This window comes from Wenxinia saemankumensis (assembly GCF_900141735.1).
GTDB classification, from domain to species: domain Bacteria; phylum Pseudomonadota; class Alphaproteobacteria; order Rhodobacterales; family Rhodobacteraceae; genus Wenxinia; species Wenxinia saemankumensis.
On sequence record NZ_FQYO01000004.1, the window covers coordinates 478,543 to 504,347 of the forward strand.

A 25,805-nucleotide genomic window follows, 5' to 3' on the forward strand; every position below is an offset into this window, starting at 1 on the left:
TCCTTGTTCACACCACCACCTCCCGCTCCACCTGCGCCCCCACCCCGAACACCCGCTTGTAGCGCTCGATCTCTGCTGCAGGCCCCATCGCCTTCCTCGGGTTGTCCGAGAGCTTGACCGTGGGCCGTCCGTTCGCCTCCACGGCCTTGCAGACCAGGGAGAACGGCGCCAGCCGGTCGCCCTCCGTCAGGCCGATGAAGTCGTTGGTCAGCATCGTGCCCCAGCCGAAGCTGACCCGCACCCGCCCGTCGAAGCGCCTCGACAGCTCCTCGATCTTCCCCACGTCCAGCCCGTCGGAGAAGATGACCAGCTTAGCCCGCGGATCCTCGCCCCGCTCCTGCCACCAGCGGATCGCCGTCTCGGCCCCCTCGGCCGGGTCGCCGCTGTCGATGCGGATGCCGGTCCACTGGGTCAGCCAGTCGGGCGCCCGGTCGAGGAAGCCCTTCGTGCCGTAGGTGTCGGGCAGGATGATGCGCAGGTTGCCGTCATGCTCCTCGTGCCAGTCCGACAGCACGTCATAGGGCGCGCGGGCCAGCGCGGCATCGTCCTCCGCGAGGGCGGAATAGACCATCGGCAGCTCGTGCGCATTGGTGCCGATCGCCTCGAGGTCGCGGTTCTTGGCGATGAGGCAGTTGGACGTGCCGGTGAAGCTGTCGCCCAGGCCTTCGTGCAGGGCCTGCACGCACCAGTCCTGCCAGAGGAAGGAATGCCGCCGCCGCGTGCCGAAATCGGCGAGGCGCAGGCCGGGAACGGCGCGCAGGCGCTCCACCTTCTCCCACAGCTTGGTCATGGCGCGGGCGTAAAGGACCTGCAGCTCGAACCGGCCCATGTCGCGCAGCACGGCGCGGCCCCGCAGCTCCATCAGGACGGCGAGGGCCGGGATCTCCCACAGCATCACTTCGGGCCATTTGCCGTGGAAGGTCAGCTCGTACTGGCCGTCCTTCTTCGCCAGCTCGTAGGGCGGCAGGCGCAAGGCCTCGAACCAGTCCATGAAGTCGGGGCGGAACATCTGGCGCTTGCCGTAGAAGGTGTTGCCCCGCATCCAGGTCGATTCCCCGCGCGAGAGCGAGAGCGAGCGGATGTGGTCCAGCTGCTCGCGCAGCTCGCCCTCGTCGATCAGGTCGGCGAGGCGGACGCTCTTCGTCCGGTTGATGAGGCTGAAGGTGACGTCGGTGTCCGGCCGGTTGCGGAAGACCGACTGGCACATCAGCAGCTTGTAGAAATCCGTGTCGATGAGCGAGCGGACGATCGGATCGATCTTCCACTTGTGGTTCCAGACACGTGTGGCGATGTCGACCATTTCTTCCTCCGTCCGAAGGGCGGAGCCTAGCGGTCGCGCGGGCCTTGTAAAGTCAGGCGGTCACGCCGGCCGGGGCCGCGCCTTCCACAGCGCCACGAAGAGCGCCAGTGCGGCGAGGATCGCCAGTGCCGCCTCGCCCCAGGCGAGCCAGAGGGGGATGTCGCGGGCGGTGGCGGTCGCGGCGGCGTCGATCAGGGCGACGGGCAGGGCGAGCCATCCGGCGGCGCGCAGCCCCGCGCCGAGGGCGAAGGCCAGCACGACCAGCACCGCGCCGAGGATCAGGTTCGTTCCCGTCGCCCCCCCGAAGGCCGGCGCGGCGAGATGGGCCAGCGCGGCCGCGAGCAGCAGGACGGAGGCGAGGCGGAGGGGGCGGGAGCCGGGCATCTACTCCTCCACCGCCACGGCGCCGACGGGGCCGGGGCAGGGCTGGCCCGCCGCGCCCCATGTCAGCATGTCGTCGATATGCTCCTGCAGGGTTCCGGGGGCGGGCGCGCGCCCCGGCCCGGGATCGAAGCCGAAGGCGATGAAGCCGCCATGGCCCCCGTCCTCGTCCAGATGCTCGGCCAGCTCGATCCAGTCCCGGCCGCCATTCGTGTCGGGATCCGACAGCTGGGCGCAGATCTCTTCCGCCGTCCGGCCGTGCCACTGCATCTCGACCGGGGCGAGGCGCCAGTCCGTCGTCACGTGGGGCGGGGCGCCGCGTTCGGCGATCGGCCCGTCCTCGACCGTCCGGTGGCAGGTGGAGCAGAGCAGCGTCTCCACCCCGATCCGGCTGTCGCCGGCGGTCACGTTCATCCCGTGGGGCACGTCCTCGCCGAGGCCGAGCCCGTCCCAGCGCGGAATGTTGTCCGGCCCGACATGGCAGTTCGCGCAGCGGGGGGAGGAGACGACGGCGTGGATCCGGTCGAAGGCGGCGAGTCCCTCCTCGCGGGAGACGCTGCCCGCCTCCGGCAGGACCACGTCCTGCGCCAGGGCCGGCGCGGCGAGGAGGAGAAGGCAGGCGAGAGCGAGGCGCCTCATGCGAAGCTCACATGCCGCGAGAACGGCATCTCCCGCAGCCGCTCCCCCGTCAGGTCGAAGATCGCGGCGGCGAGCGCGGGGGCGGCGGGCGGCACGGTCGGTTCGCCGATGCCGTGGATGCCGGGGCTGGTCTCGCGGGGGATGATATTCACCCTCGGCGCATTGTAGAGGCGGAGGCCCGGATAGGCGTCGTAGTTCACCTGTTGCGCCACGCCGCCCGCATAGGTCGTCTCGCAGTTCATCGCATGGGCGAGGCCCCAGATCACGCCGCCCTGGGCCTGGTTCTCGTAATTGATCGGGTCGAGCACGCGGCCCGCCTCGGTCGCGCACCAGACCTCCTCGATCCGGATGCCGCGGTCCGATCGGCTGACCTCGACGATCTCGGCCACCGGCACGCCGAAGGAATGGCCGAAGGCGATGCCCCGGCCGCGCCCCTCGGGCGTGCTGCCCCAGTTCGCCGCCTCGGCCGCCGCCTCGATCACGCCGCGCGAAAAGGGATCGCGGATCAGGCGGAGCCGTTCCTCCACCGGGTCGGCGCCCGCCTCGTGGATGAGTTCGGCCATCAGCGCCTCGATGAACCAGACATTGGTCGAGGCGCCGACCGACCGCCAGGAGGATACGGGGGCGAGGCCCTGCGCGATGTAGCCGCTCACCCGGAAATCGCGCAGCTCGTAGGGCGCGTCCCAGGCGCCGATCGTCAGCATCAGGTCCGCACCCGGCGGCTGCGCGCCCCCGGTCCGCGTCGCCTGGCTGCCCATGACGGAAGGCGCCGCGATGTCGAGGTCGATGGCCGTGACATGGCCGTCCGCCACCGCGCCGGTGCCACGCGCCAGCGCGATCTGGCGCACGAAATCCTGCTGGAAATCCGTCTCGCGCGAGAAGGTCAGCTTGACCGGCCGCCCGCCCGCCTGCGCGGCGAGCTCGGCCGCGGCGCGGATATGAAGGATCTCCAGATGTTGGCCGAAGCTGCCGCCCGCATATTGCACATGGATCGTTACCGCCTCAGCCGGCAGGCCCGCGACATCCGCCACGACATCGACCGCGGCGCCCGGAACCTGGCTCGCGCACCAGAGGTCGGCCCGGCCGCCCGCGATCCGCACGGTGGCGCTCAGCGGCTCGAGCGGCTGATGGGCGAGGTAGGGCGCGCGGAATTCCGAGACCGGGCGGGAGGAGGCCGGGAGCGCGGCCCCCGCATCGCCGTCGTCGCGCTTGCGCTGGTTGCGGTTGTCGTCGCGGATCGCCTCGGCCAGCACGGCCCAGTGCGCCTCCTGCTCGGGCGGGTAGGGGGAGGGGCCGGTTTCCAGCCGGATCGCCCGTGCCGCCTCCATCGCGTGCCAGGTCGTGCTCGCGAGCACCCCCGCCCCGCCGGTGACGGGATGGACGGACAGCACGCCCGGCATCGCCTCGGCGGCGGCGGCGTCGATCCCCGTCACCTCGCCCCGGTTCGGCGCGAGCGCGACCGCGGCGAAGAGCATGTCCGGCAGCGTCACATCGGTGGAGAAGACCTGGCGGCCGGTCGATTTCGGGACGATGTCGAGCCGCTGCTGCGCCTTTCCCAGAAGGCGGAACTCGGTGGGGGGCTTCAGCGCGACGCTGCGTGGCGGGGTCAGGGTGGCGGCCACCGGCGCCAGCCCGGCATAGGTCAGGCGCGTGCCGTCCGGCAGGACGATTGCGCCGTCCTCGGCCCGCAGGCTCTCCCGCTCCACCCCGCTCACCTGCGAGGCGGCGTCGATCAGCGTCTCGCGCGCGGTGGCGCCGGCGATCCGCAGCTTCTCGTAGGCGTCCTTCACCGTGGTCGACCCGCCGGTGAGCTGCATGGCGATGATCTTGAGCATCCCCGCCATCGCCTCGCGCGAGGCTTCCGCCGCCCAGCCGTAATCGGTGGGGCGGAAGGGGACGGCCTCGTCCGCGAAGCCGGTATTGTAATAGGCGGGGGCGGGCTGGCCGGGATCGATGCGGACCGAGGCGGGGTCGACCATCAGCTCCTCGGCCAGCAGGGCGGCCTGGACGTGATAGCCTCCCTGGCCGAGATCGGTGCGCGGGGTGATCAGCGTCACCCCTTCGGCGTCGATGCGGACGTAAGGGGTGATCGCGGCCTCGCCCGCGCCGAGGCCGGCCGTCAGCGGGTTGTCGTAGTCGGATCGCGCGGCCATAACGCCGAAGGCGACGCCGCCCGAGACGGCCGTCAGCCCGACGAGGAAGGTGCGGCGGGAGATCGTGCGCAGCCTGCCCATCTCAGGCCCCCCGCATCCGGCCGGCCGCGTCCCGGATCGCGGCGCGGATCCGCGGATAGGTCCCGCAGCGGCAGAGATTGCCGCCCATCGCGGCGTCGATCTGGTCGTCCGTCGGGTCGGGGTTCAGCGCCAACAGGTCGGCAGCTTGCATGATCTGCCCCGACTGGCAGTAGCCGCATTGCGCCACCTGCGCCTCGATCCAGGCCGCCTGCACCGGGTGCGGCGCCTCCGGCGTGCCGAGACCCTCTATCGTCACCACGTCCGCGCCTTCCAGCTCCGCCGCGCGGACCTGGCAGGACCGCACGGCCTGCCCGTTCAGATGGACCGTGCAGGCCCCGCATTGGGCGATGCCGCAGCCGTATTTCGTGCCCGTCAGACCCAGCACGTCGCGCAGCACCCAGAGAAGGGGCATCTCCTCCGGCACCTCGACCTCGCGGGTCACGCCGTTGACCGTCAGTTGCATCTGGCGCCTCCGTGCCGGGCCGTCCGGGCGAGAGTGGCAGGTGGGCGGGGCCCTGTCACGCCGGGGCGATCACGTCAGGGTGATTCCGGCGCTGCGCATCTCGCCCGTCATGGCGGCGAGCGAACCGTCCAGATCGATCGCGCGGCTGAGGTCGGTACGCACCTCGACCCCGAACCCGAGCTTCGCCGCGTCGAGCGCGGAATAGGCCACGCAATAGTCCAGCGCGAGGCCGACCAGCGTCAACCGCTCGATCCCGCGGGTCCGCAGGTAGCCCTCCAGCCCCGTCGGGGTGGAATGGTCGTTCTCGAAGAAGGCGGAATAGCTGTCGATGGCCGGGTTGAAGCCCTTGCGCACGATCAGGTCGCCGTCCAGCCGCAGCTCCGGATGGAACTCGGCGCCCGGGCTGCCCTGCACGCAATGGTCGGGCCAGAGCACCTGCGGCCCGTAGGGCATGTCCGTCATCGTGAAGGGCGCGGCCCCCGGATGCGACGAGGCGAAGGAGGAATGGCCCGCCGGGTGCCAGTCCTGCGTGTAGAGCACCGTGGCGAACTCCCCCATCAACGCGTTGATGCCGGGGACGATGGCATCGCCCCCGTCGACGGCGAGCGCGCCGCCGGGGCAGAAATCCTTCTGCATGTCGATCACCAGTAGGGCGTGGGCGGCATCGCGGGGCATGGGGCCTCTCCGTCTCGGATGGGCCAGAGCTAACCACCCCGACCGGGGGGTCAAGTTCCCCGCCCGGGATGCCTTGCCGTTCCGGGCCGATGGGTCCACTCCTCCGCCCCATGGACACGATGCTCTTCGATAGCGCGGCCACGCTCGCCGCCTGCTTCGCCGCCGTGATCGTGGTCGGCCTGTCGAAGGGCGGGCTCGGCGGGGCGATGGCGCTTCTCGGCGTGCCGCTGATGTCGCTGGTCATGCCGCCGGTGCAGGCGGCGGGCATCCTGCTGCCGATCCTGCTGGTGATGGACGGGGTCTCGCTCTGGTCGTGGTGGGGGCAATGGGACCGGCGCACGCTGCTGGTCATGCTGCCGGGCGCGGTGGTCGGGATCGCGATCGGCTGGGCGACGGCGGCGATCGTGTCGGACCCGATGGTGCGCCTGATCGTCGGTCTGATCGCGCTGGCCTTCGTGCTGCGCTACGTCCAGCTGACCGTGGCGGGGCAGGGCAGCGCCGCGCGTCCCCACCGGCCGCTGCTCGGCAGCGTCTGGGCGAGTGTCGCCGGCTATACCAGCTTCGTCGCCCATGCCGGCGGGCCGCCCTATCAGGTCTACACGATGCCGCTGCGTCTGGATCCGAAGGTGTACGTCTCCACCTCGGTCCTGTTCTTCGCGGTGGTGAACGCGATCAAGACGATCCCCTATTTCGCGCTCGGCCAGTTCGACGCGACGAACCTTACCACCTCCGCGCTCCTCATGCCGGTCGCGGCGCTCGCGACGCTGTTCGGGGCCTGGCTGGTGAAGAGGATCCGGGCGGAGGTGTTCTATCCGCTGATGTACGCCTTCGTCGCCGTGGTGGCGGCCAAGCTGATCTGGGACGGGGTCGCGGGGCTGACCTGAGGCCGCTTGCCGGCTGGCCCGGCCGGGCCTAGCCTCGCCCACGAGTCATCGTGCGGAGTCGCGGAATGGCCACCTTGTTCTACGGGATGAACGTCTCTCTTGACGGCCATGTCGACCACGATGCCTTCGCGCCGGGGCCCGGGCTCTTCCGCCATTTCATCGAGCAGACGGCGGGGCTGGCCGGCAGCCTGTACGGGCGCGGCCTCTACGGGATCATGCGCTACTGGGACGAGGATCGGGCGGATTGGGGCCCGGACGAACGCGCCTTCGCGGCCGCCTGGCGCGCCGTTCCCAAGTGGGTGGCCTCCGCGACGCTGGAGGAGGTGGGGCCGAACGCCACCCTCCTCGGGGGAGACGCGGTCGCCGCCGCGCGCCGGCTGAAGGCCGAAAGAAAGGGCGGGATCGAGGTGGGGGGCACCGTTCTGGCCCGCGCGCTGGGCGAGGCGGGCCTTATCGACGAGATCCGGCTCTACCTGCATCCCGTCGTCACCGGGGGCGGCACCCCCTTCTTCGCCGGCTGGAGCCCGCAGCTGCGCCTGCTCTCGCACGAGGAGATGCCGGGCGGCGTCGTCCTGCTGCGCTACGCCCCCTCCTGACCGCCGAAGGGGGACGCGCGCCCCTCCCCCCTTCGCAGGGATACAAATACCGCGCGGGGTCCGGGGGCGCGCAGCCCCCGGTCCCGAAGGCGTGGCCGGACCTAGCGGTCGATCCAGGCCCCGTCCGCCTGCGACGAGCGCTGGCAGGCGTCGATGAACCACATCCCCTCCAGCCCCGAGGCGATGTCCGGCACCAGCGCGGCGTCGCCGCGGCCCCGGATCGCGTCGGCGACATCGGTGTAGAGATTGGCGAAGCCCTCGAGATAGCCCTCGGGATGGCCCGGCGGAATCCGCGTCCAGTCGCCACCGCCCGAGCCCAGCCCCGCGCCGCCGCGCGTCAGGCGCCGCGTCGGCTCACCGATCGGGGTGTAGAACAGCTGGTTCGGGTTCTCCTGGTGCCACTCGATCCCGCCCTTGGTGCCGTAGACGCGCAGGCGGACGCCGTTCTCGTTGCCGATCGCGACCTGAGAGCACCAGAGCGTGCCCCGCGCGCCGCCCTCGAAATGCAGCAGGATATGCGCGTTGTCGTCGACGCGGCGCCCCTCTCCGAAGCTCTGCAGCTCGCAGGCCAGCTTGGTCGGTGCCTTGCCGGTGACGAAGGTGGCGAGGTTGAGCGCGTGGGTGCCGATGTCGCCGATGGCGCCCGCGCCGGACTTCGCCGGATCCGTGCGCCATTCGGCCTGCTTGTTGCCGCTGCTCTCCACCCCGCTCTCGGCCATCCAGTCCTGCAGGTACTCGGCGTTGATGAGACGGATCTCGCCGAGATCGCCGTTCGCCACCATCTGGCGGGCCTGCCGGATCAGCGGATAGCCGGTATAGTTGTGCGTCAGGAAGAACCGCGCCTTCGACGCCTTCACCGCCTCCTCGATGCGTCGGGCATCCTCGGGCGTGGCGGCGAGCGGCTTGTCGCAGATCACGTGGATCCCCGCCTCGAGGAAGGCGATGGCCGGGGCGGCGTGCATGTGGTTCGGGGTCACGATGGAGACCGCCTCGATGCCGTCCTCGCGGGCGGCCTCTGCCTTCGCCATCTCCTCGAACGAGGCGTAGCTGCGATCGGGCGCGATGCCGAGTTCCTCGGCCGAGGCGCTGGCGCGCTCGGCGTTGGAGGACAGCGCCCCGGCGACGAGGCGGAAGCGGTCGTCGATGCGGCTGGCGATGCGGTGGACGCCGCCGATGAAGGCGCCCTGTCCGCCGCCCACCATGCCGAGACGGATCGGGTCGTGTGCGTTGCTCATAGTCCGAGCATCCTCTTGATCTGGGCCTCGTCCCGCTCGCCGCCGGCGAAGTCGTCGAAGGCCGTCTTCGGCGCCTCGATCAGGTGCGAGGCGATGAAGGGCGCGCCCTCCGCCGCGCCCTGCTCGGCGCTCTTGATGCAGCATTCCCATTCCAGGACGGCCCAGCTGTCGTAGCCGTACTGCGTGAGCTTGGAGAAGATCGCGCCGAAATCGACCTGCCCGTCGCCGAGGCTGCGGAAGCGCCCCGCGCGGTTGGTCCAGCCCTGGTAGCCCGAATAGACGCCTTGCCGGCCGTCCGGATTGAACTCGGCATCCTTGACGTGAAAGGCCGTGATCCGGTCGTGGTAGAGGTCGATGAAGGCGAGGTAGTCCATCTGCTGCAGCAGGAAGTGGCTGGGATCGTAGTTGATCGTCGCCGCGACATGGCCGCCGCAGGCATCGACGAACATCTCGTAGGTCGCGCCGTCGAACACGTCCTCGCCGGGATGGATCTCGTAACCGATGTCCTGGCCGAGATCGGCGTAGTGATCGAGGATCGGCGTCCAGCGGCGGCCGAGCTCGGCGAAGGCCTCCTCGATCAGGCCCGCGGGCCGCTGCGGCCAGGGGTAGAGGAACGGGAAGGCGAGCGAGCCGGTGAAGCTGACCGTGTGCGACAGGCCCATGTTGGCCGAGGCCTGCGCCGTCTTCTTCATCATGTCGACGGCCCAGGCCTGACGGTCCTTCGGCTTGCCGTGGAGATGGGACGGGGCGAAGGCGTCGAACGCGTCGTCGTAGACCGGGTTCACCGCGACGAGCTGGCCGATCAGGTGGGTCGACAGTTCGGTCACCTCGACGCCGCCCTCGGCGCACTGTCCCTTGATCTCGTCGCAGTAATCCTTCGACTCCGCCGCTTTCGCGATGTCGATGAACCGGGCGTCCCAGGCCGGGATCTGCACGCCCTTGTAGCCGAGATCGCCGGCCCATTTCGCGATGGAGGGCAGCGAGTTGAACGGCGCCGCATCCCCCGCGAACTGGGCGAGGAAGATCGCCGGCCCCTTGATCTGGGTCTGTGTCATGGAAGTCTCCGTTACTGGTCGGATTGGCCCGGATTCCGAATCAGGCGAACTCTGTCGGAACCTCGAGATGATGCAAGGGCGGCTCGCCGGGAAACCGGATCGCGCGGATCGCCGCCTGCGCGAGGAAGTCTCCGGTCTCGCGGACGTTCTCGGTCACGACGAGGATCCGGCTGCGGAACGCCTTGAGGATCGGAAAGGCCTCCTTGGCGACGATGTCGACATCGGTGCCCACGTCGAATCCCTCTGCCTCCATGCCCGCGACGGCGGCCATCGCGGCCTTGGTCGATCCGGAGGCGAGGCCGTCGATGGTGGGGTCGGCGGCGAGGCGGGCGGCGACTGCGAGTCCGACCTTGTCCTGATCCTCGTCGGAACTGGCCTCGTCCAGCAGCGTGGCCCTGATCCCCGCCTCCGCCGCGGCGGCGAGGAATCCCTCGATCATCGCCTGGGCATAGGTCTGGTCGCGCGGCGGCGCGATCAGAACCACGTTGCGGCGCCCCCGCTCGACCAGCGCGCGGATGGCGAGCCGGCCATAGGCCGCGTTGTCGTAATCGGCCCAGCCGTGCCGGTCGCTCCAGATCGTGCGGCCATGCGTGGCAAAGGGGAATCCACGGTCGAGCAGGAAGGCGACGCGCTCGTCCTCGGGCTTGATCTGGTTGAAGACGAGCGCGTCGGCCGAGCGGTTCTCGACGATGTAGCGGATCGGCTTCATCGGATCCTCGTCCGGGAAATACGGCGTCATGATGAGGTGGAAGGGCGTGCCCCGCAGCGCCCCGGCGAGCGAGGAGATGAGCCGCGCCGTATGGGTCATCTGCTCGTGCTCGGTCGACATCACGAGGCTGATGACGTTGGTGCGCCCGGTCCGCAGCCGGACCCCGGCCCGGTTCGGCACGTAGCCGATCTCGGCGGCGATCCGGCGCACCCTCTCCTTCGTCTCGGCGCCGATGTCGGGGGCGTCGTTCAGCGCGCGGCTGACCGTCGGCACGGCAAGGCCGGTCAACGCCGAAATCGTCTTCAGCGTCGGCTTGGCCTGCAGGGCCTCGGGTCGTGTGCCCTCGGGCATCCGGTGTCGTTCCCCCCTATGGATACAGGCGTCCGGACCGTCCTCCACGGTCCTGTCGCCCGGCGTCGCATCCGTGAAAGATTGTGACTTGCCAGCCTTTTCTAAATCGATATAGGCATGTCTACAACGATTTAGTCTAGGGAGGATGTAGATCGTGAAACTCACCACGAAGATGCTTGGTGCGACGGCCATCGTGGCCGCTTCCGCCACGGCCGCGAACGCGGTCGAGATGGAGGTGATGCACTGGTGGACGTCCGGCGGCGAAGCCGCGGCAGTCGCCCAGTTCGCCGAGGCGCTGAACAACAACACCGACAACACCTGGCTCGACGGCGCGATCGCCGGCGGCGGCGACGTGGCCCGCCCGGTCATGGTGTCGCGGATCATCGGTGGCGATCCGCCGGCCGCCTTCCAGTTCAACCACGGCCGCCAGGCCGAGGAGCTGGTCGAGGCCGGCCTGCTGCTCGATCTCACCGACGTGGCCGAGGAGCAGAACTGGGCCGAGATCATCAATCCGCCGTCCCTGCTCGAGGCCTGCACCTATGACGGCCGCGTCTACTGCGCCCCCGTCAACATCCACTCCTGGCAGTGGATGTGGCTGTCGAACGCCGCGTTCGAGACGGCCGGCGTCGAGGTTCCGCAGAGCTGGACCGAGTTCGTCGAGACCGTGCCCGCGCTGGAAGAGGCCGGGATCACCCCGCTCGCCATGGGCGGTCAGGCGTGGCAGCAGAACGGCTCGTTCGGCGTGATGGCGATCGCGCTGGCCGGCGAGGAAGCCTGGCTCGCGGTGAACCGCGACAAGGACGCCGAGGTCGCCCGCGGCCCCGAATATGCCCGCGTGTTCGAGGCCTTCGGCGCCGCCCGCGACTATTCGGCCGGCCTGCAGGTCCAGGACTGGAACCAGGCCACCAACGCGGTGATCGAGGACACGGCCGCGGCGCAGATCATGGGCGACTGGGCGCAGGGCGAGTTCGCTCTGGCCGGTGAGGTCGCGGGCGAGGATTATTCCTGCCTGCCGGGTCTCGGCGAGGTCGCGGTGCTCGACACCGGCGGCGACGCGTTCTTCTTCCCGGTGACCGGCGATCCGGAAATGGAAGCCGCCCAGAAGGAACTGGCCGCGCTGCTGCTCTCTCCGGAAGTGCAGGTTGCGTTCAACTCCGCCAAGGGCTCGCTCCCGATCCGCGGCGATGTCGACCTGACCACGGTCAACGAGTGCACGCAGAAGGGTCTCGACCTGCTGGCGGCCGGCCAGACGCTGCCCTCGGGCAACGAGCTGCTGTCGCCCGACACGATCACCCAGCTCAACGACCTGATGACCCAGTTCTGGAACGACACCAGCATGACCCCCGCGGACGTGCAGGAGCAGTACGCCCAGATCATCGAGAGCGCGAGCTGATCGCCCTCACGGGGTTCTGAAGACAACGGACGGGCCCCCTCGGCGGGGCCCGTCCTGTCCGTCGCAGGCGGTGCGTACCGCTGCGTCAACCGGCCCGGGAGGGGCCGTTTTCCGAGAGGGAGGGGACATGGCGATCGCCGATACCACCGCAACGGACGACCGCGTGGCCGACCGGCCCGCGAGCGCGAAGAAGCCGATGCGGCTCTTCCGCAACCTCATGCCCAAGCTGGCGCTGACGCCGATGGCGCTGACCGCCGTCGTCGTGTTCCTCGGCGGGACGATCTGGACCGTGGTCTACTCGTTCACCTCCTCGGGCCTGCTGCCGCGCCTCGACTGGGTCGGGCTGGAGCAGTACGACCGGCTCTGGTCCACGACCAAGTGGATCGTCTCGATCCAGAACCTCGCCCTCTACGGCTTTCTCAGCCTCATCTTCACGCTGGTGATCGGCTTCACCCTCGCCGCGATGCTGGACCGCAAGATCCGGGGCGAGGCGGTGTTCCGCACCATCTTCCTCTACCCGTTCGCGCTGTCCTTCATCGTGACGGGCCTTGTCTGGCAGTGGATCCTGAACCCCGATTACGGCGTGCAGGGCGTGGTCCGCTCGCTCGGCTGGGAAAGCTTCACCTTCAACCCGCTGAACAACCCCGACATCGTCATGTACGGCCTGCTGATCGCCGGCCTCTGGCAGGGCACGGGCCTCATCATGTGCATCATGCTGGCCGGCCTGCGCGGCATCGACGAGGACATCTGGAAGGCGACGCGCGTCGACGGGATCGGCACGGTCAAGACCTACGTGCAGGTCATCATCCCGATGATGCGCCCGGTCTTCGTCACCTCGGTCGTGCTGATCGCGTCCGGCATCATCAAGCTCTACGATCTCGTCGTGGCGCAGACCTCGGGCGGGCCGGGCATCAGCTCGGAAGTGCCGGCGAAATACGTGATGACCGCCATGTTCGGCGGCCAGAACCTGGGCCAGGGCTTCGCGGCGTCCTCGATGATGCTGCTGGGCGTGGTCATCATCCTCGTCCCATGGGCGTTCCTCGAATTCGGCGGGAGGAAGAAGCGTGTCTGACATCGGTATGCTCAACACGGTCAAGGCGGCCGAGGACCCGGTCCGGCGCCGTCTCGACAGCGGACCGCGGGGCGCGCGCCCGAAAAGGGCCCTCAGCCGCGGCAACATCATCCTCTACGGGACGCTCCTCGTCGTCTCGCTCTACTACCTGCTGCCGCTCTACGTGATGATCGTCACGTCGCTGAAGGGCATGCCCGAGATCCGGGCCGGCAACGTCTTCGCCCCGCCGATGGAGATCACCTTCCAGCCCTGGGTAAAGGCCTGGGCCGAGGCCTGCACGGGCGTGAACTGCGAGGGCCTGTCCCGGGGCTTCTGGAACTCCGTCCGGATCCTGATCCCCTCGGTGATCCTGTCGATCACGATCGCCTGCATCTCGGGCTACACGCTGTCGAAGTGGAAGTTCAAAGGCTCGGACCTGTTCTTCACGATCCTGATCGTGGGGGCGTTCATCCCCTACCAGGTGATGCTCTACCCGATCGTCATCATGCTGCGCGAGGTGGGCAACACGCTGGGCGTCCAGCTCTTCGGCTCGCTGACCGGTCTCGTCCTCGTCCATTCCGTCTTCGGCATGCCGATCCTGACGCTGCTGTTCCGCAACTACTTCGCGTCGATCCCGGACGAGCTGTTCAAGGCCGCGCGGGTCGACGGGGCGGGCTTCTGGGGCATCCTGTTCCGGATCATGCTGCCGATGTCGCTGCCGATCCTGGTGGTCGCGATGATCCTGCAGGTGACGGGCATCTGGAACGACTTCCTCTTCGGGGTCGTCTACACGCGGGCCGACAGCTACCCGATGACGGTGCAGCTCAACAACATCGTCAACTCGGTGCAGGGCATCAAGGAATACAACGTCAACATGGCGGCGACGCTGCTGACGGGCCTGGTGCCGCTGTTCATCTACTTCGTATCGGGCAAGCTCTTCGTGCGCGGCATCGCCGCCGGCGCGGTGAAGGGCTGACGGGAGGCGGGGCGCCCCCGGCGGGCGCCCCATCGGCACAAGATCAAGGGCGGCCCGAAGGCCGCCACCCCGGGAGGGACAAGGAACAATGGCAGAGCAACATTCCGTCGAGATCCGGCATCTCGACCTCGATTTCGGCGCGGTGAAGGTGCTGCAGGACCTGAACCTCGACATCCACGAGGGCGAGTTCCTGGTGCTTCTCGGCTCGTCCGGCTGCGGCAAGTCCACCCTGCTGAACTGCATCGCGGGCCTGCTGGAGCCGACGGACGGACAGATCTTCATCAAGGGCCGGAACGTGACCTGGGCCGAGCCGTCGGACCGCGGCATCGGCATGGTGTTCCAGTCCTACGCGCTCTATCCCCAGATGACGGTGCGCGGGAACCTGAGCTTCGGCCTCAAGAACGCCAAGGTGCCCAAGGCTGAGATCGAGAAGCGCGTGAACCGCGCGGCCGAGATCCTGCAGATCCAGCCGCTGCTCGACCGCAAGCCGGGCGCCCTGTCGGGCGGCCAGCGCCAGCGCGTCGCGATCGGCCGGGCCCTGGTCCGCGACGTGGACGTGTTCCTGTTCGACGAGCCGCTCTCGAACCTCGACGCCAAGCTGCGCGCCGACCTGCGGGTGGAGCTCAAGCGCCTGCACCAGCAGCTCGAGAACACGATGATCTACGTCACCCACGACCAGGTGGAGGCGATGACGCTGGCCGACCGGATCGCGATCATGAAGGGCGGGCAGATCATGCAGCTCTCGACCCCCGACGAGATCTACAACCGCCCGCGCAACAAGTACGTCGCCGACTTCATCGGCTCGCCCTCGATGAACTTCCTCGACGGCCACCTGGAGAACCACGTCTTCAAGCGCGGCGACCTGGTCATGCCGATGACCGGCTACGAGTTCGCCGCGCCCAAGGTGGCGGACCGCAAGGCCACGATCGGCATCCGGCCCGAGCACGTCATCACCGGCGAGCTGGTGCAGGGCGCGCCGGTCAAGTCCGAGATCCTCGTGGACGTGGTCGAGCCGATGGGTTCGGACACGCTGGTCTGGGGCAACATGGGCGACCGGCCCTTCCGCCTGCGGATGGACGGCAACGCCCGCGTGAAGCCCGGCGAGAGGCTGCCGATCGGCATCGACCCCTCCCGGGCCTCCCTCTTCGACGCATCGGACGAGACACGACTTTGACCTATATCGAACGCCCCGGGACGGTCGACCTGACCGGCACCTGGGCCCTGACGGACGTGGGCGGCGAGCACGCCTGCGACATCTCGCTGCCGGGCGAGGACGGGATCACCGCCCTCGTCCGCGCCGGGCACCTGCCCGAGCCCTATCGGGGCCGCAACGAATACGAGTGCCGCTGGGTCTGCGAGCGCGACTGGATCGCGACCCGTCGCTTTACCCATGACGGGTCGGACGTCGATCTCGTCCTGTCCGAGGTCGACACGATCGCCGAAGTGCGGATCGACGGCCGGCCGGTGGGCGAGATGCGCAACGCCTTTGCCGCGCACCGCATCCCGCTCGGGCCGCTGGAGGCCGGAGAGCACGAGATCGCCATCCGCTTCCGCTCGCCGGTCGAGGCCGGGCGCGAGGTGGCGGAGGGGCTGCCCTTCCCGGTGCCGCAGACCAAGAACTGCCCGATTCCCTTCGGCAACCTGATCCGCAAGCCGCATTGCGATTACGGCTGGGACTGGAACATCGCGCTCGCCACGTTCGGGGTCTACGGGCGCGTCGCGCTGGAGCCCGCGGGGACGCCGCGCATCGACACGATCCGCGTCTGGCAGCAGCACCGCGACGGCGCGGTCGCCGTGACGGTCGCGGTCGGCGCCGCCCATGCGGAGGGCGAGAGCGTCGAGATCGCGCTCTGCGGCTCGACCGCCGAGGGGGTGGTCGTCGACGGCCGCGCCGAGGCGCGCCTCATCGTCGAGGCGCCGGACCTGTGGTGGCCGGCCGGGCAGGGGGCGCAGCCGCTCCACGACCTGACCGTCACCGTGCGCGGGGTGACCGCGACCCGCCGTATCGGCCTGCGCAGCGTCGAGCTGGTCTCGGCCCCCGACGCGGCGGGCCGCAGCTTCGGCTTCCGCGTGAACGGGCGCGACGTCTTCGCCAAGGGCGCGAACTGGATCCCCGCCGATGCGCTGGCGGGCCGGATCACGCGGGACGGCGTGCGCGACCTGCTGCAATCGGCCGTAGACGCGAACATGAACATGATCCGGGTCTGGGGCGGCGGGCGCTACGAGCCGGACTGGTTCTACGACCTCTGCGACGAGCTCGGGCTGATGGTCTGGCAGGATCTGATGTTCGCGTGCTCGCTCTACCCCTCCACCCCTGATTTCCTGTCGCAGGTGGCAGACGAGGTGGCGGAGCAGGTCGCGCGGATCCAGCACCATGCCTGCCTCGCGCTCTGGTGCGGGGACAACGAGCTGGTCGGCGCGCTGACCTGGTACGACGAGAGCCGGGCCGACCGGGACCGCTACCTCGTCAGCTACGACCGGCTGAACCACACGATCGAGCAGGCCCTGACAGAGGCCGATCCGCGCGCGAACTGGTGGCCCTCGTCGCCGTCCCCGGGGCCGATGTCCTTCGGCGACGCCTGGCACGACGACAGCTCGGGCGACATGCATTTCTGGTCCGTCTGGCACGAGAACCGGGATTTCGAGCATTACCACGACGTGCAGCCGCGCTTCTGCAGCGAGTTCGGCTTCCAGTCCTATCCGTCGATGGAGGTCATCCGCACCTTCGCCGGCCCCGAGGACTGGAACATCGGCGCCCCCGTCTTCGAGAGCCACCAGAAGAACGAGGGCGGGAACGAGCGGATCGCGGCGACGATGTTCCGCTATTTCCGCTGGCCCGAGAGGTTCGAGGATTTCGTCTGGCTGAGCCAGGTCCAGCAGGCGATGGCGATCAAGACCGCCGTCACCTCGTGGCGCGCGCTGCGGCCGCATTGCATGGGCACGCTCTACTGGCAGCTGAACGACACCTGGCCCGTCTGTTCGTGGTCCTCGCTCGATCATGGCGGCGTGTGGAAGGTGCTGCACCACCACGCCCGGCATTTCTACGCGCCGAAGACCGTCATCGCGAAGCCGAAGGACGGTCAGGTGCAGCTCGTCGCGGTCAACGACGATCCCGACGCGGCGGAGTTCTCGGTCACTGCCTGGGCCCTGTCGCTGGACGGATCGATCCGCGAGATCGCGACCGGGCGGGCGGAAGTCGGCGGCGACGCCAGCGTGCTGGCCGAAATCGACCGCTCCGCGCTGAAGGAGGGCGAAGTGCTGTCCTTCGGCTGGACGGCCGGCGCTGCCAAGGGGGGCGACATCTACGCCCCCCGCCCGTGGAAGACCTACGACCTGCCGGACCCGAAGGCCCGGATGGAGGTCGAGGAGACGGACGGCACCTTCACCCTCGCCCTCACGGCCGAGGCGATGGCCTTCTACCTCACGGCCGAGGCCGACGTGCCGGGCCGGTGGAGCGACAACGCCATCCATCTCGGCCCCGGCCACACGGCCCGGCTGACCTTCACCCCGCGCGATCCGGGCGCCCGCCCGGACTTCACGCTGCGGCACCTGCATTCGGCCACCATGGCCGGACGACGTCACGACACCTGAAAGGAGTCCCCCCCGATGCCAACCATCGCATACCAGCTTTATTGCTCGCGGAACTGGCCGCTCGAGGACACGCTCAAGATGCTCAAGGCCGCGGGCTATTCCGCCGTCGAGGGCTACGGCGCGCTCTTCGCCAATCCCGGCGAGCTGGTCGACCTGCTGAAGGCCAACGACATGGCGATGCCGTCCGGGCATTTCGGCCTCGACATGGTCGAGGGCGACCCGGACCAGACGATCAAGCTTGCGAAGGATTGCGGCGTGAAGAAGGTCTTCGTGCCGTTCCTGATGCCCGACCAGCGCCCGGACGACCGCGAGGGCTGGGAAGCCTTCGCCAAGCGGCTCGCCGAGGCGGGCAAGCCGATCCGTGACGCGGGCCTCGCCTATGGATGGCACAACCACGATTTCGAACTGGCCGATCTGGGCGGGATCACACCGCTCGATCTGATCGCCGAGGCCGGCGTGGATCTCGAGCTCGACCTCGGCTGGGTCAAGCGCGGCGGACAGAGCCCGGTGGCCTGGATCGACAAGTATGCCAGCCGCATCAGCGCCGTTCACGTCAAGGACATCGCCCCCGAGGGCGAGGCGACGGACGAGGGCGGCTGGGCCGATGTGGGTCACGGCACGATGGACTGGGGCAGCATCAAGCCCGTCCTCGATGCCGCCGGCATCACCCATTACGTGCTGGAGCACGACAACCCGAACGATCACGAACGCTTCGCGACGCGCTCGCTGGCGACCGTCAAAGGCTGGAACTGAACATCATGAGCAAGATCGGCGTCGGCATCATCGGATGCGGCAACATCTCCGTCAGCTATCTGGGCCTCGCCCCCTCGTTCCGCGCGCTGGAGATCCGCGCGGTGGCCGACATCAACATGGCGGCCGCGCAAAAGCGGGCCGACAAGTACGGCGTTCGCGCGATGAGCGTCGATGACCTCCTCGCCGCGGAGGACATCGACGTGGTGGTGAACCTCACCATCCCGGATGCGCATTACCAAGTGTCGAAGCGCATTCTCGAGGCGGGCAAGCACGTCTATTCCGAGAAGCCCTTCGTCCTGTCGCTCGAAGAGGGCGAGGAACTGCGCCGCATCGCCACCGAGAAGAACCTGCGCGTCGGCTCCGCCCCCGACACCTGGCTCGGCGGGTCGCACCAGCTCGCCCGCGCCCTGATCGACGAGGGCAAGATCGGCAAGGTCGTCGGCGGCTCGGCCCACGTGATGAACCACGGGATGGAGCACTGGCACCCGAACCCGGACTTCTTCTACAAGCCTGGCGCCGGCCCCGTCCTCGACCTCGGCCCCTACTACATCAGCGATCTCGTCCAGCTGATCGGCCCGGTGAAGCGGGTGCAGGGCATCGCGAACACGACCATCGAGAAGCGCATCATCGGCAACGGCCCCCGCCTCGGCGAGGAGCTGGAGGTGACGACGCCGACCAACGTCCACGCGATCCTGGAATTCGCGCAGGGCGCGGTCGTCACGCTGTCCGCCAGCTGGGACGTCTGGGCCCACGGCCACGATCCGATCGAGATCTACGGCGAGGACGGCTCGCTCTTCGTGCCCGACCCGAACTTCTTCGGCGACGATGTCGAGTTCCAGGGCCCCGGCACCAAGCGCGACAAGGTCGAGCGGCGCGACCACCCGTTCGGCGTCGCCAACCAGATCCACCGGATCGAGGAGCGGGCGCTGGCGAACTACCGATGCGCGGGTCTTGCCGACATGGCCCAGGCGATCGAGGAAGGCCGCGAGCATCGCTGCAATCTCGATTTCGCGCTGCACGTGGTCGAGGTGATGACCAAGATCCTCGAAGCGGGCGAAAGCCGCCAGGTGATCGAGATGACGACGACCTGCGAGCGCCCGGCGGCGCTGTCGCCCGAAGAGGCGCAGGACCTGCTGGTCCCGGTCGAGCCGCCGGAGAAGTGACGAGTATCCTGTCGTGAGTGCGGACGGGGCGGGATCATTCCCGCCCCGTTCCGTTTCGGAAGGTCCGTCAGGCGGGCAGGCGCGTCGCGGCCTGCGGCGTCGCCATGCTGCCGAGCGGGATCCCCGGGCGCGCGTCGATGGGGCCGGTGCGGGGGCAGGCGGCGGCGACGTCGATCGCCCCGTTCTCGTCGAAATGGAAGCTCTCGGCCACGGGCGGCCCGCCCCGGTCGCGCCAGACGATCACGATCGTCTCGAACCCCGTGAACACGTCCAGCACCTCGACCTCCTGATCAGGGTCGCGCTCGAGCGTGGCGCACCAATAGGCGGTCAGCGCCTGGATGCCGCGCACCTCGCCGTTTCCACAGATCGTTTCGGCTTGGGGCGAGCGGTAGACGATGTCGGGGCGGAAGTGGGCCATGAGGCGCGGCATGTCGTAGCTGTTCCATGCGGCCTGCCAATCGGCGACGAAAGACTTCGGATCCGGTGTCATCTCTCTGGCTCCTCCTATGGTGGTAGAGGATGGGGCGCGAGGGACGGATTTCCAGCCCGGCACCGCCGGCCCGGCGGAAATCCGGGCAGGGGCGGATGGGGGACCGGCGGACGAGGCACCGGGTCCAGCCCCGATCCTTCGGCCCGGTCCCGGCGGCACGGTCCGGGGGCTTCGTGCCCCCGGGCCCCATGAGGTATCAGTGGCAAGATGGGGGGCGGCCTGCGCCACCCCCCCCCGGGGGATCCGCCCGGGATCAGGCCACGTCGAAGGTCAGCGGCTTTACCTGGTTGAACTTGCCCGTCTCCTCCAGCTTGCGGATGACCGGCTCCGGCACCGCGTCGTCGACATAGAGGATCGCGATCGCCTCGCCCTGCTTGACCGACCGGCCGAGCGTGAAGTTGGCGATGTTGACGCCGCCCTCTCCCATCGTCTGGCCGAGCAGGCCGATGATGCCGGGCACGTCGTTGTTCGTGGTGTAGAGCATGTGCTCGCCGATCTCGGCATCGATGTTGATGCCCTTGATCTGGATGAAGCGTGGCTTGCCGTCGCTGAAGACGGTGCCCGCGATGCTCCGCTCGCGCGTGTCCGTCACCACGGTCACCTTGATGTAGCCCTCGAAGGCGCCGGTCTGCTCCTGCCGGGTGGTGGAGACCTTGATCCCCGCCTCCTTGGCGATCACGGGGGCCGAGACCATGTTCACGTCCGGGTTGCGCCGCCGCATCATGCCCGCGATCACCCCGCAGTTGAGTGCGGCGAGGTTCATCTCGGATACCGAGCCGTCGTAGAGGATGTTGATCGCCTTGGCCGGTTCGTCCGTCATCTGACCGATGAAGTTGCCCAGATGCTGGCTGAGCTTGAGCCACGGGCCCATCACCTTCGCCTCCTCCGCCGTGACGGAGGGCATGTTGAGGGCGTTCTGGACGGCGCCGGTCAGCAGGTAGTCCGACATCTGCTCTGCCACCTGCAGGGCGACGTTCTCCTGCGCTTCGGTCGTGGCGGCGCCGAGATGGGGCGTGACGACGACGTTGGGCAGGTTGAAGAGCGGCGAGTCGGTCGCCGGCTCGGTCTCGAACACGTCGAAGGCGGCGCCGGCGACGCGCCCGTCCTTCAGCGCCGCGGCCAGCGCGGCCTCGTCCACCAGGCCGCCGCGGGCGCAGTTGATGATCCGCACCCCGTGCTTGAGCTTCGCGATGTTCGCCTCGCTCAGGATGTTGCGGGTCTGGTCGGTGAGGGGGACGTGCAGGGTGATGAAGTCGGCGCGGGACAGCAGGGCGTCCAGCTCGACCTTCTCGACCCCGATCTCGGCGGCACGTTCCTCGGACAGGAAGGGGTCGTAGGTGATGACCTTCATCTTCAGACCCAGCGCCCGGGCGATGACGATGGAGCCGATATTGCCGGCGCCGATCACGCCGAGCGTCTTGTTCGTCAGCTCCACCCCCATGAAGCGGGACTTCTCCCACTTGCCGGCATGGGTCGAGGCACTGGCCTCGGGGATCTGGCGGGCCACGGCGAACATCATCGCGATGGCATGCTCGGCCGTGGTGATCGAGTTCCCGAAGGGCGTGTTCATCACGATGATGCCCTTCTTGGATGCGGCGGGAATGTCGACATTGTCGACGCCGATCCCGGCGCGGCCGATCACGCGCAGGTTGCCGGCCGCGGCGATCACCTTCTCGGTCACCTTCGTGGCGGAGCGGATGGCGAGGCCGTCATACTGGCCGATCACCTCGAGCAGGCGATCCTTGTCCTTGCCGAAACCGGGCTCGAAATCGACGTCGATCCCGCGGTCGCGGAAGATCTGCACGGCGGCGTCGGAGAGTTTGTCGGAGATGAGAACCTTGGGCATGGGTATTGTCCTGTGCGGGCGGGCCGGGGGCCCGGTGTGGGATGGCGGACGGTGCGTGGCGAGCACGCACCCTACGGGGTTCGGGTCGGCCGCGGAGTCGGGCGGTAGGGTGCGTGCTCGCCACGCACCGCCATGTGATCGGATGGGGAGGCGCGGTAGGGTGCGTGCTCGTCACGCACCCTTCGTCCTACCCGGCGATCTCGGCGTGGAAGGCCCAGTCGATCCAGGGCAGCAGCGCCTCGATATCGGAGGTCTCGACCGTCGCGCCGCACCAGATCCGCAGTCCCGGAGGGGCGTCGCGGTAGGCGCCGATGTCGAAGGCCACGCCTTCCGCCTCCAGCCGCTTGGCGACCGCCTTGGCGAAGCTCGCCCCGTCCGCGATGCGCGAATCGGTGAACTTGAGGCAGACGGAGGTGTTGGACCGTGTGGCCGGATCCTCGGCCAGGTTGGCGATCCAGTCGCGGCTCTCGCAGAACTCCCAGATCGCGCGGGCATTGGCATCCGCGCGGCCCATCAGGCCCTTCAGCCCGCCGACCTGGCGGCCCCAGGCGAGGGCGAAGAGGTAGTCCTCGACGCAGAGCATGGAGGGGGTATTGATCGTCTCGCCCTTGAAGATGCCCTCGATCAGCTTGCCGCCCTTGGTCATGCGGAAGATCTTCGGCAGCGGCCAGGCGGGGGTGTGGCTCTCCAGCCGTTCGACCGCGCGGGGGGACAGGATCAGCATTCCGTGCGCCGCCTCGCCGCCCATCACCTTCTGCCAGGAGAAGGTCGTCACATCGAGCTTGTCCCAGGGCAGGTCCTGCGCGAAGGCCGCGCTGGTCGCGTCGCAGATCGTCAGGCCGCCCCGGTCCGCCGGGATCGCGTCGCCGTTCGGGACGCGGACGCCGGAGGTCGTGCCGTTCCAGGTGAAGACGACGTCGGTGTCCCAATCGACCTGCGCGAAGTCGACGATCCGCCCGTAATCGGCCGTCAGCACGGTCGCGTCGAGCTTCAGCTGCTTGACCGCGTCGGTGACCCAGCCCGCGCCGAAACTCTCCCACGCGATCATCGTGCAGGGCCGCGCGCCGAGCAGCGACCACATCGCCATCTCGACCGCGCCGGTATCGGAGGCGGGGACGATGCCGATGCGGTAATCGTCCGGAACGCCGAGCAGGTCGCGCGTCTCGTCGATCGCGGCCTTCAGCTTGTCCTTGCCGATGGCGGCCCGATGCGACCGGCCGAGCGGGGCGTCGGCCAGCTTGTCGAGCGCATATGTCGGGGGCTTGGCACAGGGGCCGGAGGAGAAACGCGGATTGGCCGGGCGCGCACCCGGGGCTTCGATCGCCATATCTGATACCCTCGCAGATATATGCCCCTCGTTGGGGAGGGGTGTCCCGCCGCCGGACATAGGCGCCCGCTGCGGGTCTGGCAAACGGAATCCGCGCGGGCGGCGGATCGGAGAATCTGGTATACCAAATCCGTTGATTCCCGGCGGGCGATGAGTAAGTGTCCCGCGCGAGACATCAGAGGGAGAGTTCAATGGCCCGCTATTCCGGGATCTGGCCGGTCGCGCCGACGCCGTTCCACGACGACGGCCGCGTCGACGAGGACGGCATGCGCCGCGTGCTGGACTGCATGGTCGATCAGGACGTCGACGGGATCTGCATCCTCGCCAACTTCTCCGAGCAGTTCCTGATCTCGGACGAGGAGCGCGAGACGCTGACCCGCCTCAGCCTCGAGCATGTCGCGGGCCGGGTGCCGGTGATCGTCACGATCAGCCATTTCTCCACCCCCATCGCGGTGGAGCGCGCGCGCCGGGCGAAGGATCAGGGCGCCGCCATGGTGATGATGATGCCGCCCTATCACGGCGCGCTGCTCAAGGGGACGGCGGAGCAGACGTTCCAGCAGTTCGCCGAGGTGGGACAGGTCGGGATCCCGATCATGGTGCAGGACGCGCCGCTTTCCGGCGTCGACCTGCCGGTGCCGCTGCTGGTGCGCATGGCGCGGGAGATCGAGGAGGTCCGCCTCTTCAAGATCGAATGTGCCCAGGCCGCGGCCAAGCTGCGGACGCTGATCGCGGAAGGGGGGGACGCCATCGAGGGGCCGTTCGACGGCGAGGAGGCGATCACCCTGATGGCCGATCTCGACGCGGGCGCGACGGGCACCATGACCAGCGCCATGATCCCCGACCAGATCAAGCCGGTCCTGACCCATCACGCAGCGGGCCGCCGGCAGGAGGCGCTGGACGCCTATGCCCGCGTGCTACCTGCTGTGAACCACGAGAACCGTCAATGCGGGTTCCGCTCGGCCAAGGAGGCGATGGTGGAAGGGGGCGTGATCCGCTCCGCCTTCTGCCGCCACCCCATCGCGCCGCTGCACCCCGACACCCGCGCGCAACTCATCGAACTGCTCCAGCCGCTCGACCCGGTCGTGCTGCGCTGGGGCAAGTAAGGAGACAGACATGACCTACCAGACCCACGGCAAGCATCTCATCGCCGGCGAGCAGGTGGCGGGCGAGAAGACCTTCCGCTCCGAACCCGTCGACGGAAACGGCGCCGATTTCGCGGTCGGCAGCGAGGATCTCGTGAACCGCGCCTGCGAGGCGGCCGAGGCGGCCTTCCCGGCCTACGGCGCCACCTCCCGCGAGGAGCGGGCGAAGTTCCTCGAGACCATCGCGGACGAGATCGAGGCCCGCGCCGAGGCGATCACCGAGACGGGCAGCCGCGAGAGCGGCCTGCCCGAGGCGCGCCTGCAGGGCGAGCGGGGCCGCACCACCGGCCAGTTCCGCCTCTTCGCCGAGCATATCCGCAAGGGCGACTATCTCGACCGGCGCCACGACGCGGCGCTGCCCGACCGCGCGCCGCTGCCGCGCCCGGATCTCAAGATGATCCAGCGCCCGATCGGCCCCGTCGCCGTGTTCGGCGCCTCGAACTTCCCGCTCGCCTTCTCGGTCGGCGGCGGCGACACGGCCGCCGCCCTCGCCGCCGGCTGTCCCGTCGTGGTCAAGGGCCATTCCGCCCATCCCGGCACCGGCGAGCTGGTGGGCGACGCGATCACCGCCGCGGTGAAGAAATGCGGCCTGCCCGCGGGGACGTTCAGCCTGATCCAGGGCGGCGACCGCAAGGTCGGCGCGGCGCTGGTGCAGCACCCGCTCATCAAGGCGGTGGGCTTCACCGGCTCGCTCGCCGGGGGGCGCGCGCTGTTCGACCTCTGCGCCCAGCGGCCCGAGCCGATCCCGTTCTTCGGCGAGCTCGGCTCCGTGAACCCGATGTTCGTCCTGCCCGAGGCGACGAAGGCGCGCGGAGCCGAGATCGGCAAGGGCTGGGCCGGCTCGCTCACAATGGGCGCGGGCCAGTTCTGCACCAATCCCGGCATCGCGATCGTGGCGCGGGGATCCGAGGGCGACGCGTTCGTCTCGGCCGCGACCGAGGCGCTGAAGGAGGTCGGCCCGCAGACCATGCTGACCGACGGCATCGCCAGCGCCTACAAGGACGGCAAGGCCCGGTTCGACAGCCGTAACTCGGCCAATCCGCTGCTGACGAACGAGGACGAGGGCCGCAATGCCAGCCCGAACCTCTACGAGACGGATGTGGACGCCTATCTGCAGGACCACGCGCTGGGCGAGGAGGTGTTCGGTCCGCTCGGCCTCGTCGTGCGGGTCGGCGGCCCGGACGACATGGCCCGCCTCGCCGAGGGGATGGACGGCCAGCTGACGACCACGCTGCACATGGACGACGGCGATACCGACCTCGCCCGGCGCCTGCTGCCGCTGCTCGAGCGCAAGGCCGGTCGGATCCTCGTCAACGGCTTCCCCACAGGGGTCGAGGTCGCGGATGCGATGGTGCATGGCGGGCCCTACCCGGCCTCGACCAATTTCGGCGCCACCTCCGTCGGCACGCTGTCGATCCGCCGTTTCCTGCGGCCGGTCTGCTACCAGAACCTGCCCGACGCCCTCCTGCCCGAGGCGTTCTGACCCCGGGGCGGCCCGCCGATCCGCGGGCCGCGCCACGGATCCCGGCGAGGGGCGGCCGGGCGCCCCGG

At 69.2% G+C, this 25,805-nt stretch carries 23 protein-coding genes; 11 read left to right on the forward strand and 12 right to left on the reverse strand.

Annotated elements, in window-relative coordinates; translation table 11 throughout:
* Positions 1-7: 7 nt before the first annotated feature.
* From pncB to pncA, 6 genes are all read right to left on the reverse strand, one after another.
* On the reverse strand, positions 8-1,300 hold the full coding sequence (gene pncB / locus BUE30_RS13395) for a nicotinate phosphoribosyltransferase (RefSeq protein WP_073331646.1): 1,293 nt from the start codon (positions 1,298-1,300) through the stop codon (positions 8-10).
* A 60-nt stretch (positions 1,301-1,360) separates the two neighbouring features.
* Complete coding sequence (locus BUE30_RS13400; protein WP_073331649.1) at positions 1,361-1,684, reverse strand: hypothetical protein; 324 nt, start codon at positions 1,682-1,684, stop codon at positions 1,361-1,363.
* Positions 1,685-2,320, reverse strand: a complete 636-nt coding sequence (locus BUE30_RS17840) for a hypothetical protein (RefSeq protein ID WP_073331652.1) — start codon at positions 2,318-2,320, stop codon at positions 1,685-1,687.
* On the reverse strand, positions 2,317-4,554 hold the full coding sequence (locus BUE30_RS13410) for a xanthine dehydrogenase family protein molybdopterin-binding subunit (RefSeq protein WP_073331655.1): 2,238 nt from the start codon (positions 4,552-4,554) through the stop codon (positions 2,317-2,319). Before BUE30_RS13410 ends, BUE30_RS17840 begins: the two co-directional genes overlap by 4 nt.
* Position 4,555: 1 nt before the next feature.
* The gene (locus BUE30_RS13415) at positions 4,556-5,017 is read right to left on the reverse strand and encodes a (2Fe-2S)-binding protein (RefSeq protein WP_073331658.1); all 462 of its coding nucleotides are present in this window, start codon (positions 5,015-5,017) and stop codon (positions 4,556-4,558) included.
* 69 nt (positions 5,018-5,086) lie between these two features.
* A complete protein-coding gene (pncA, locus tag BUE30_RS13420) occupies positions 5,087-5,692 on the reverse strand; it encodes a bifunctional nicotinamidase/pyrazinamidase (RefSeq protein WP_073331661.1) in 606 nt (201 codons plus the stop codon).
* Between the two features lie 119 nt (positions 5,693-5,811).
* On the opposite strand from pncA, the gene BUE30_RS13425 reads away from it, so the two are divergent.
* Both BUE30_RS13425 and BUE30_RS13430 read left to right on the forward strand, forming a co-directional pair.
* On the forward strand, positions 5,812-6,576 hold the full coding sequence (locus tag BUE30_RS13425; RefSeq protein WP_244526362.1) for a sulfite exporter TauE/SafE family protein: 765 nt from the start codon (positions 5,812-5,814) through the stop codon (positions 6,574-6,576).
* Positions 6,577-6,641: 65 nt separating this feature from the next.
* On the forward strand, positions 6,642-7,172 hold the full coding sequence (locus BUE30_RS13430) for a dihydrofolate reductase family protein (protein WP_073331667.1): 531 nt from the start codon (positions 6,642-6,644) through the stop codon (positions 7,170-7,172).
* Between the two features lie 101 nt (positions 7,173-7,273).
* Here BUE30_RS13430 and BUE30_RS13435 read toward each other — a convergent pair whose 3' ends face one another.
* From BUE30_RS13435 to BUE30_RS13445, 3 genes are read right to left on the reverse strand one after another with little or no spacing between them, the layout of a single operon-like run.
* Complete coding sequence (locus tag BUE30_RS13435; protein ID WP_244526363.1) at positions 7,274-8,407, reverse strand: Gfo/Idh/MocA family protein; 1,134 nt, start codon at positions 8,405-8,407, stop codon at positions 7,274-7,276.
* The gene (locus BUE30_RS13440; RefSeq protein WP_073331670.1) at positions 8,404-9,462 is read right to left on the reverse strand and encodes a sugar phosphate isomerase/epimerase family protein; all 1,059 of its coding nucleotides are present in this window, start codon (positions 9,460-9,462) and stop codon (positions 8,404-8,406) included. The genes BUE30_RS13435 and BUE30_RS13440 overlap by 4 nt, the downstream gene beginning before the upstream one ends.
* Before the next feature lie 40 nt (positions 9,463-9,502).
* A complete protein-coding gene (locus BUE30_RS13445) occupies positions 9,503-10,522 on the reverse strand; it encodes a LacI family transcriptional regulator (protein WP_073331673.1) in 1,020 nt (339 codons plus the stop codon).
* A gap of 154 nt (positions 10,523-10,676) precedes the next feature.
* Between BUE30_RS13445 and BUE30_RS13450 the strand changes: the two genes are divergently transcribed.
* From BUE30_RS13450 to BUE30_RS13480, 7 genes are all read left to right on the forward strand, one after another.
* Positions 10,677-11,915 carry an ABC transporter substrate-binding protein gene (locus tag BUE30_RS13450; protein WP_212590721.1) on the forward strand — a complete coding sequence of 413 codons (1,239 nt, stop codon included), beginning with the start codon at positions 10,677-10,679 and terminating at the stop codon, positions 11,913-11,915.
* Positions 11,916-12,042: 127 nt separating this feature from the next.
* Entirely contained in the window at positions 12,043-12,987 is a 945-nt protein-coding gene (locus BUE30_RS13455) for a carbohydrate ABC transporter permease (protein ID WP_073331675.1), read from the forward strand.
* A gap of 7 nt (positions 12,988-12,994) precedes the next feature.
* Positions 12,995-13,942 carry a carbohydrate ABC transporter permease gene (locus tag BUE30_RS13460; RefSeq protein WP_212590723.1) on the forward strand — a complete coding sequence of 316 codons (948 nt, stop codon included), beginning with the start codon at positions 12,995-12,997 and terminating at the stop codon, positions 13,940-13,942.
* An 88-nt stretch (positions 13,943-14,030) separates the two neighbouring features.
* Positions 14,031-15,116 carry an ABC transporter ATP-binding protein gene (locus tag BUE30_RS13465; RefSeq protein WP_073331681.1) on the forward strand — a complete coding sequence of 362 codons (1,086 nt, stop codon included), beginning with the start codon at positions 14,031-14,033 and terminating at the stop codon, positions 15,114-15,116.
* Positions 15,113-17,533 carry a beta-mannosidase gene (locus BUE30_RS13470; RefSeq protein ID WP_073331684.1) on the forward strand — a complete coding sequence of 807 codons (2,421 nt, stop codon included), beginning with the start codon at positions 15,113-15,115 and terminating at the stop codon, positions 17,531-17,533. The genes BUE30_RS13465 and BUE30_RS13470 overlap by 4 nt, the downstream gene beginning before the upstream one ends.
* A gap of 15 nt (positions 17,534-17,548) precedes the next feature.
* Entirely contained in the window at positions 17,549-18,286 is a 738-nt protein-coding gene (locus BUE30_RS13475) for a sugar phosphate isomerase/epimerase family protein (RefSeq protein ID WP_073331687.1), read from the forward strand.
* 5 nt (positions 18,287-18,291) lie between these two features.
* A complete protein-coding gene (locus tag BUE30_RS13480; RefSeq protein ID WP_073331691.1) occupies positions 18,292-19,449 on the forward strand; it encodes a Gfo/Idh/MocA family protein in 1,158 nt (385 codons plus the stop codon).
* A 67-nt stretch (positions 19,450-19,516) separates the two neighbouring features.
* On the opposite strand, the gene BUE30_RS13485 is transcribed toward BUE30_RS13480, so the two are convergent.
* The 3 genes from BUE30_RS13485 to BUE30_RS13495 all read right to left on the reverse strand — a co-directional run bounded on the left by BUE30_RS13485 (position 19,517) and on the right by BUE30_RS13495 (position 23,112).
* On the reverse strand, positions 19,517-19,939 hold the full coding sequence (locus BUE30_RS13485) for a nuclear transport factor 2 family protein (protein WP_073331695.1): 423 nt from the start codon (positions 19,937-19,939) through the stop codon (positions 19,517-19,519).
* Positions 19,940-20,192: 253 nt separating this feature from the next.
* Positions 20,193-21,785 (reverse strand): phosphoglycerate dehydrogenase, encoded by a 1,593-nt coding sequence (gene serA / locus BUE30_RS13490; RefSeq protein ID WP_073331700.1) that lies wholly within the window; start codon positions 21,783-21,785, stop codon positions 20,193-20,195.
* A 187-nt stretch (positions 21,786-21,972) separates the two neighbouring features.
* Entirely contained in the window at positions 21,973-23,112 is a 1,140-nt protein-coding gene (locus BUE30_RS13495; RefSeq protein ID WP_073331707.1) for a phosphoserine transaminase, read from the reverse strand.
* Between the two features lie 191 nt (positions 23,113-23,303).
* Here BUE30_RS13495 and BUE30_RS13500 point away from each other — a divergent pair, with 191 nt between their 5' ends.
* A complete protein-coding gene (locus tag BUE30_RS13500; RefSeq protein ID WP_073331712.1) occupies positions 23,304-24,215 on the forward strand; it encodes a dihydrodipicolinate synthase family protein in 912 nt (303 codons plus the stop codon).
* A gap of 10 nt (positions 24,216-24,225) precedes the next feature.
* Positions 24,226-25,737: an aldehyde dehydrogenase (NADP(+)) gene (locus tag BUE30_RS13505; RefSeq protein ID WP_073331716.1), complete on the forward strand. Its 1,512-nt coding sequence runs from the start codon at positions 24,226-24,228 to the stop codon at positions 25,735-25,737.
* Positions 25,738-25,805: the final 68 nt, after the last annotated feature.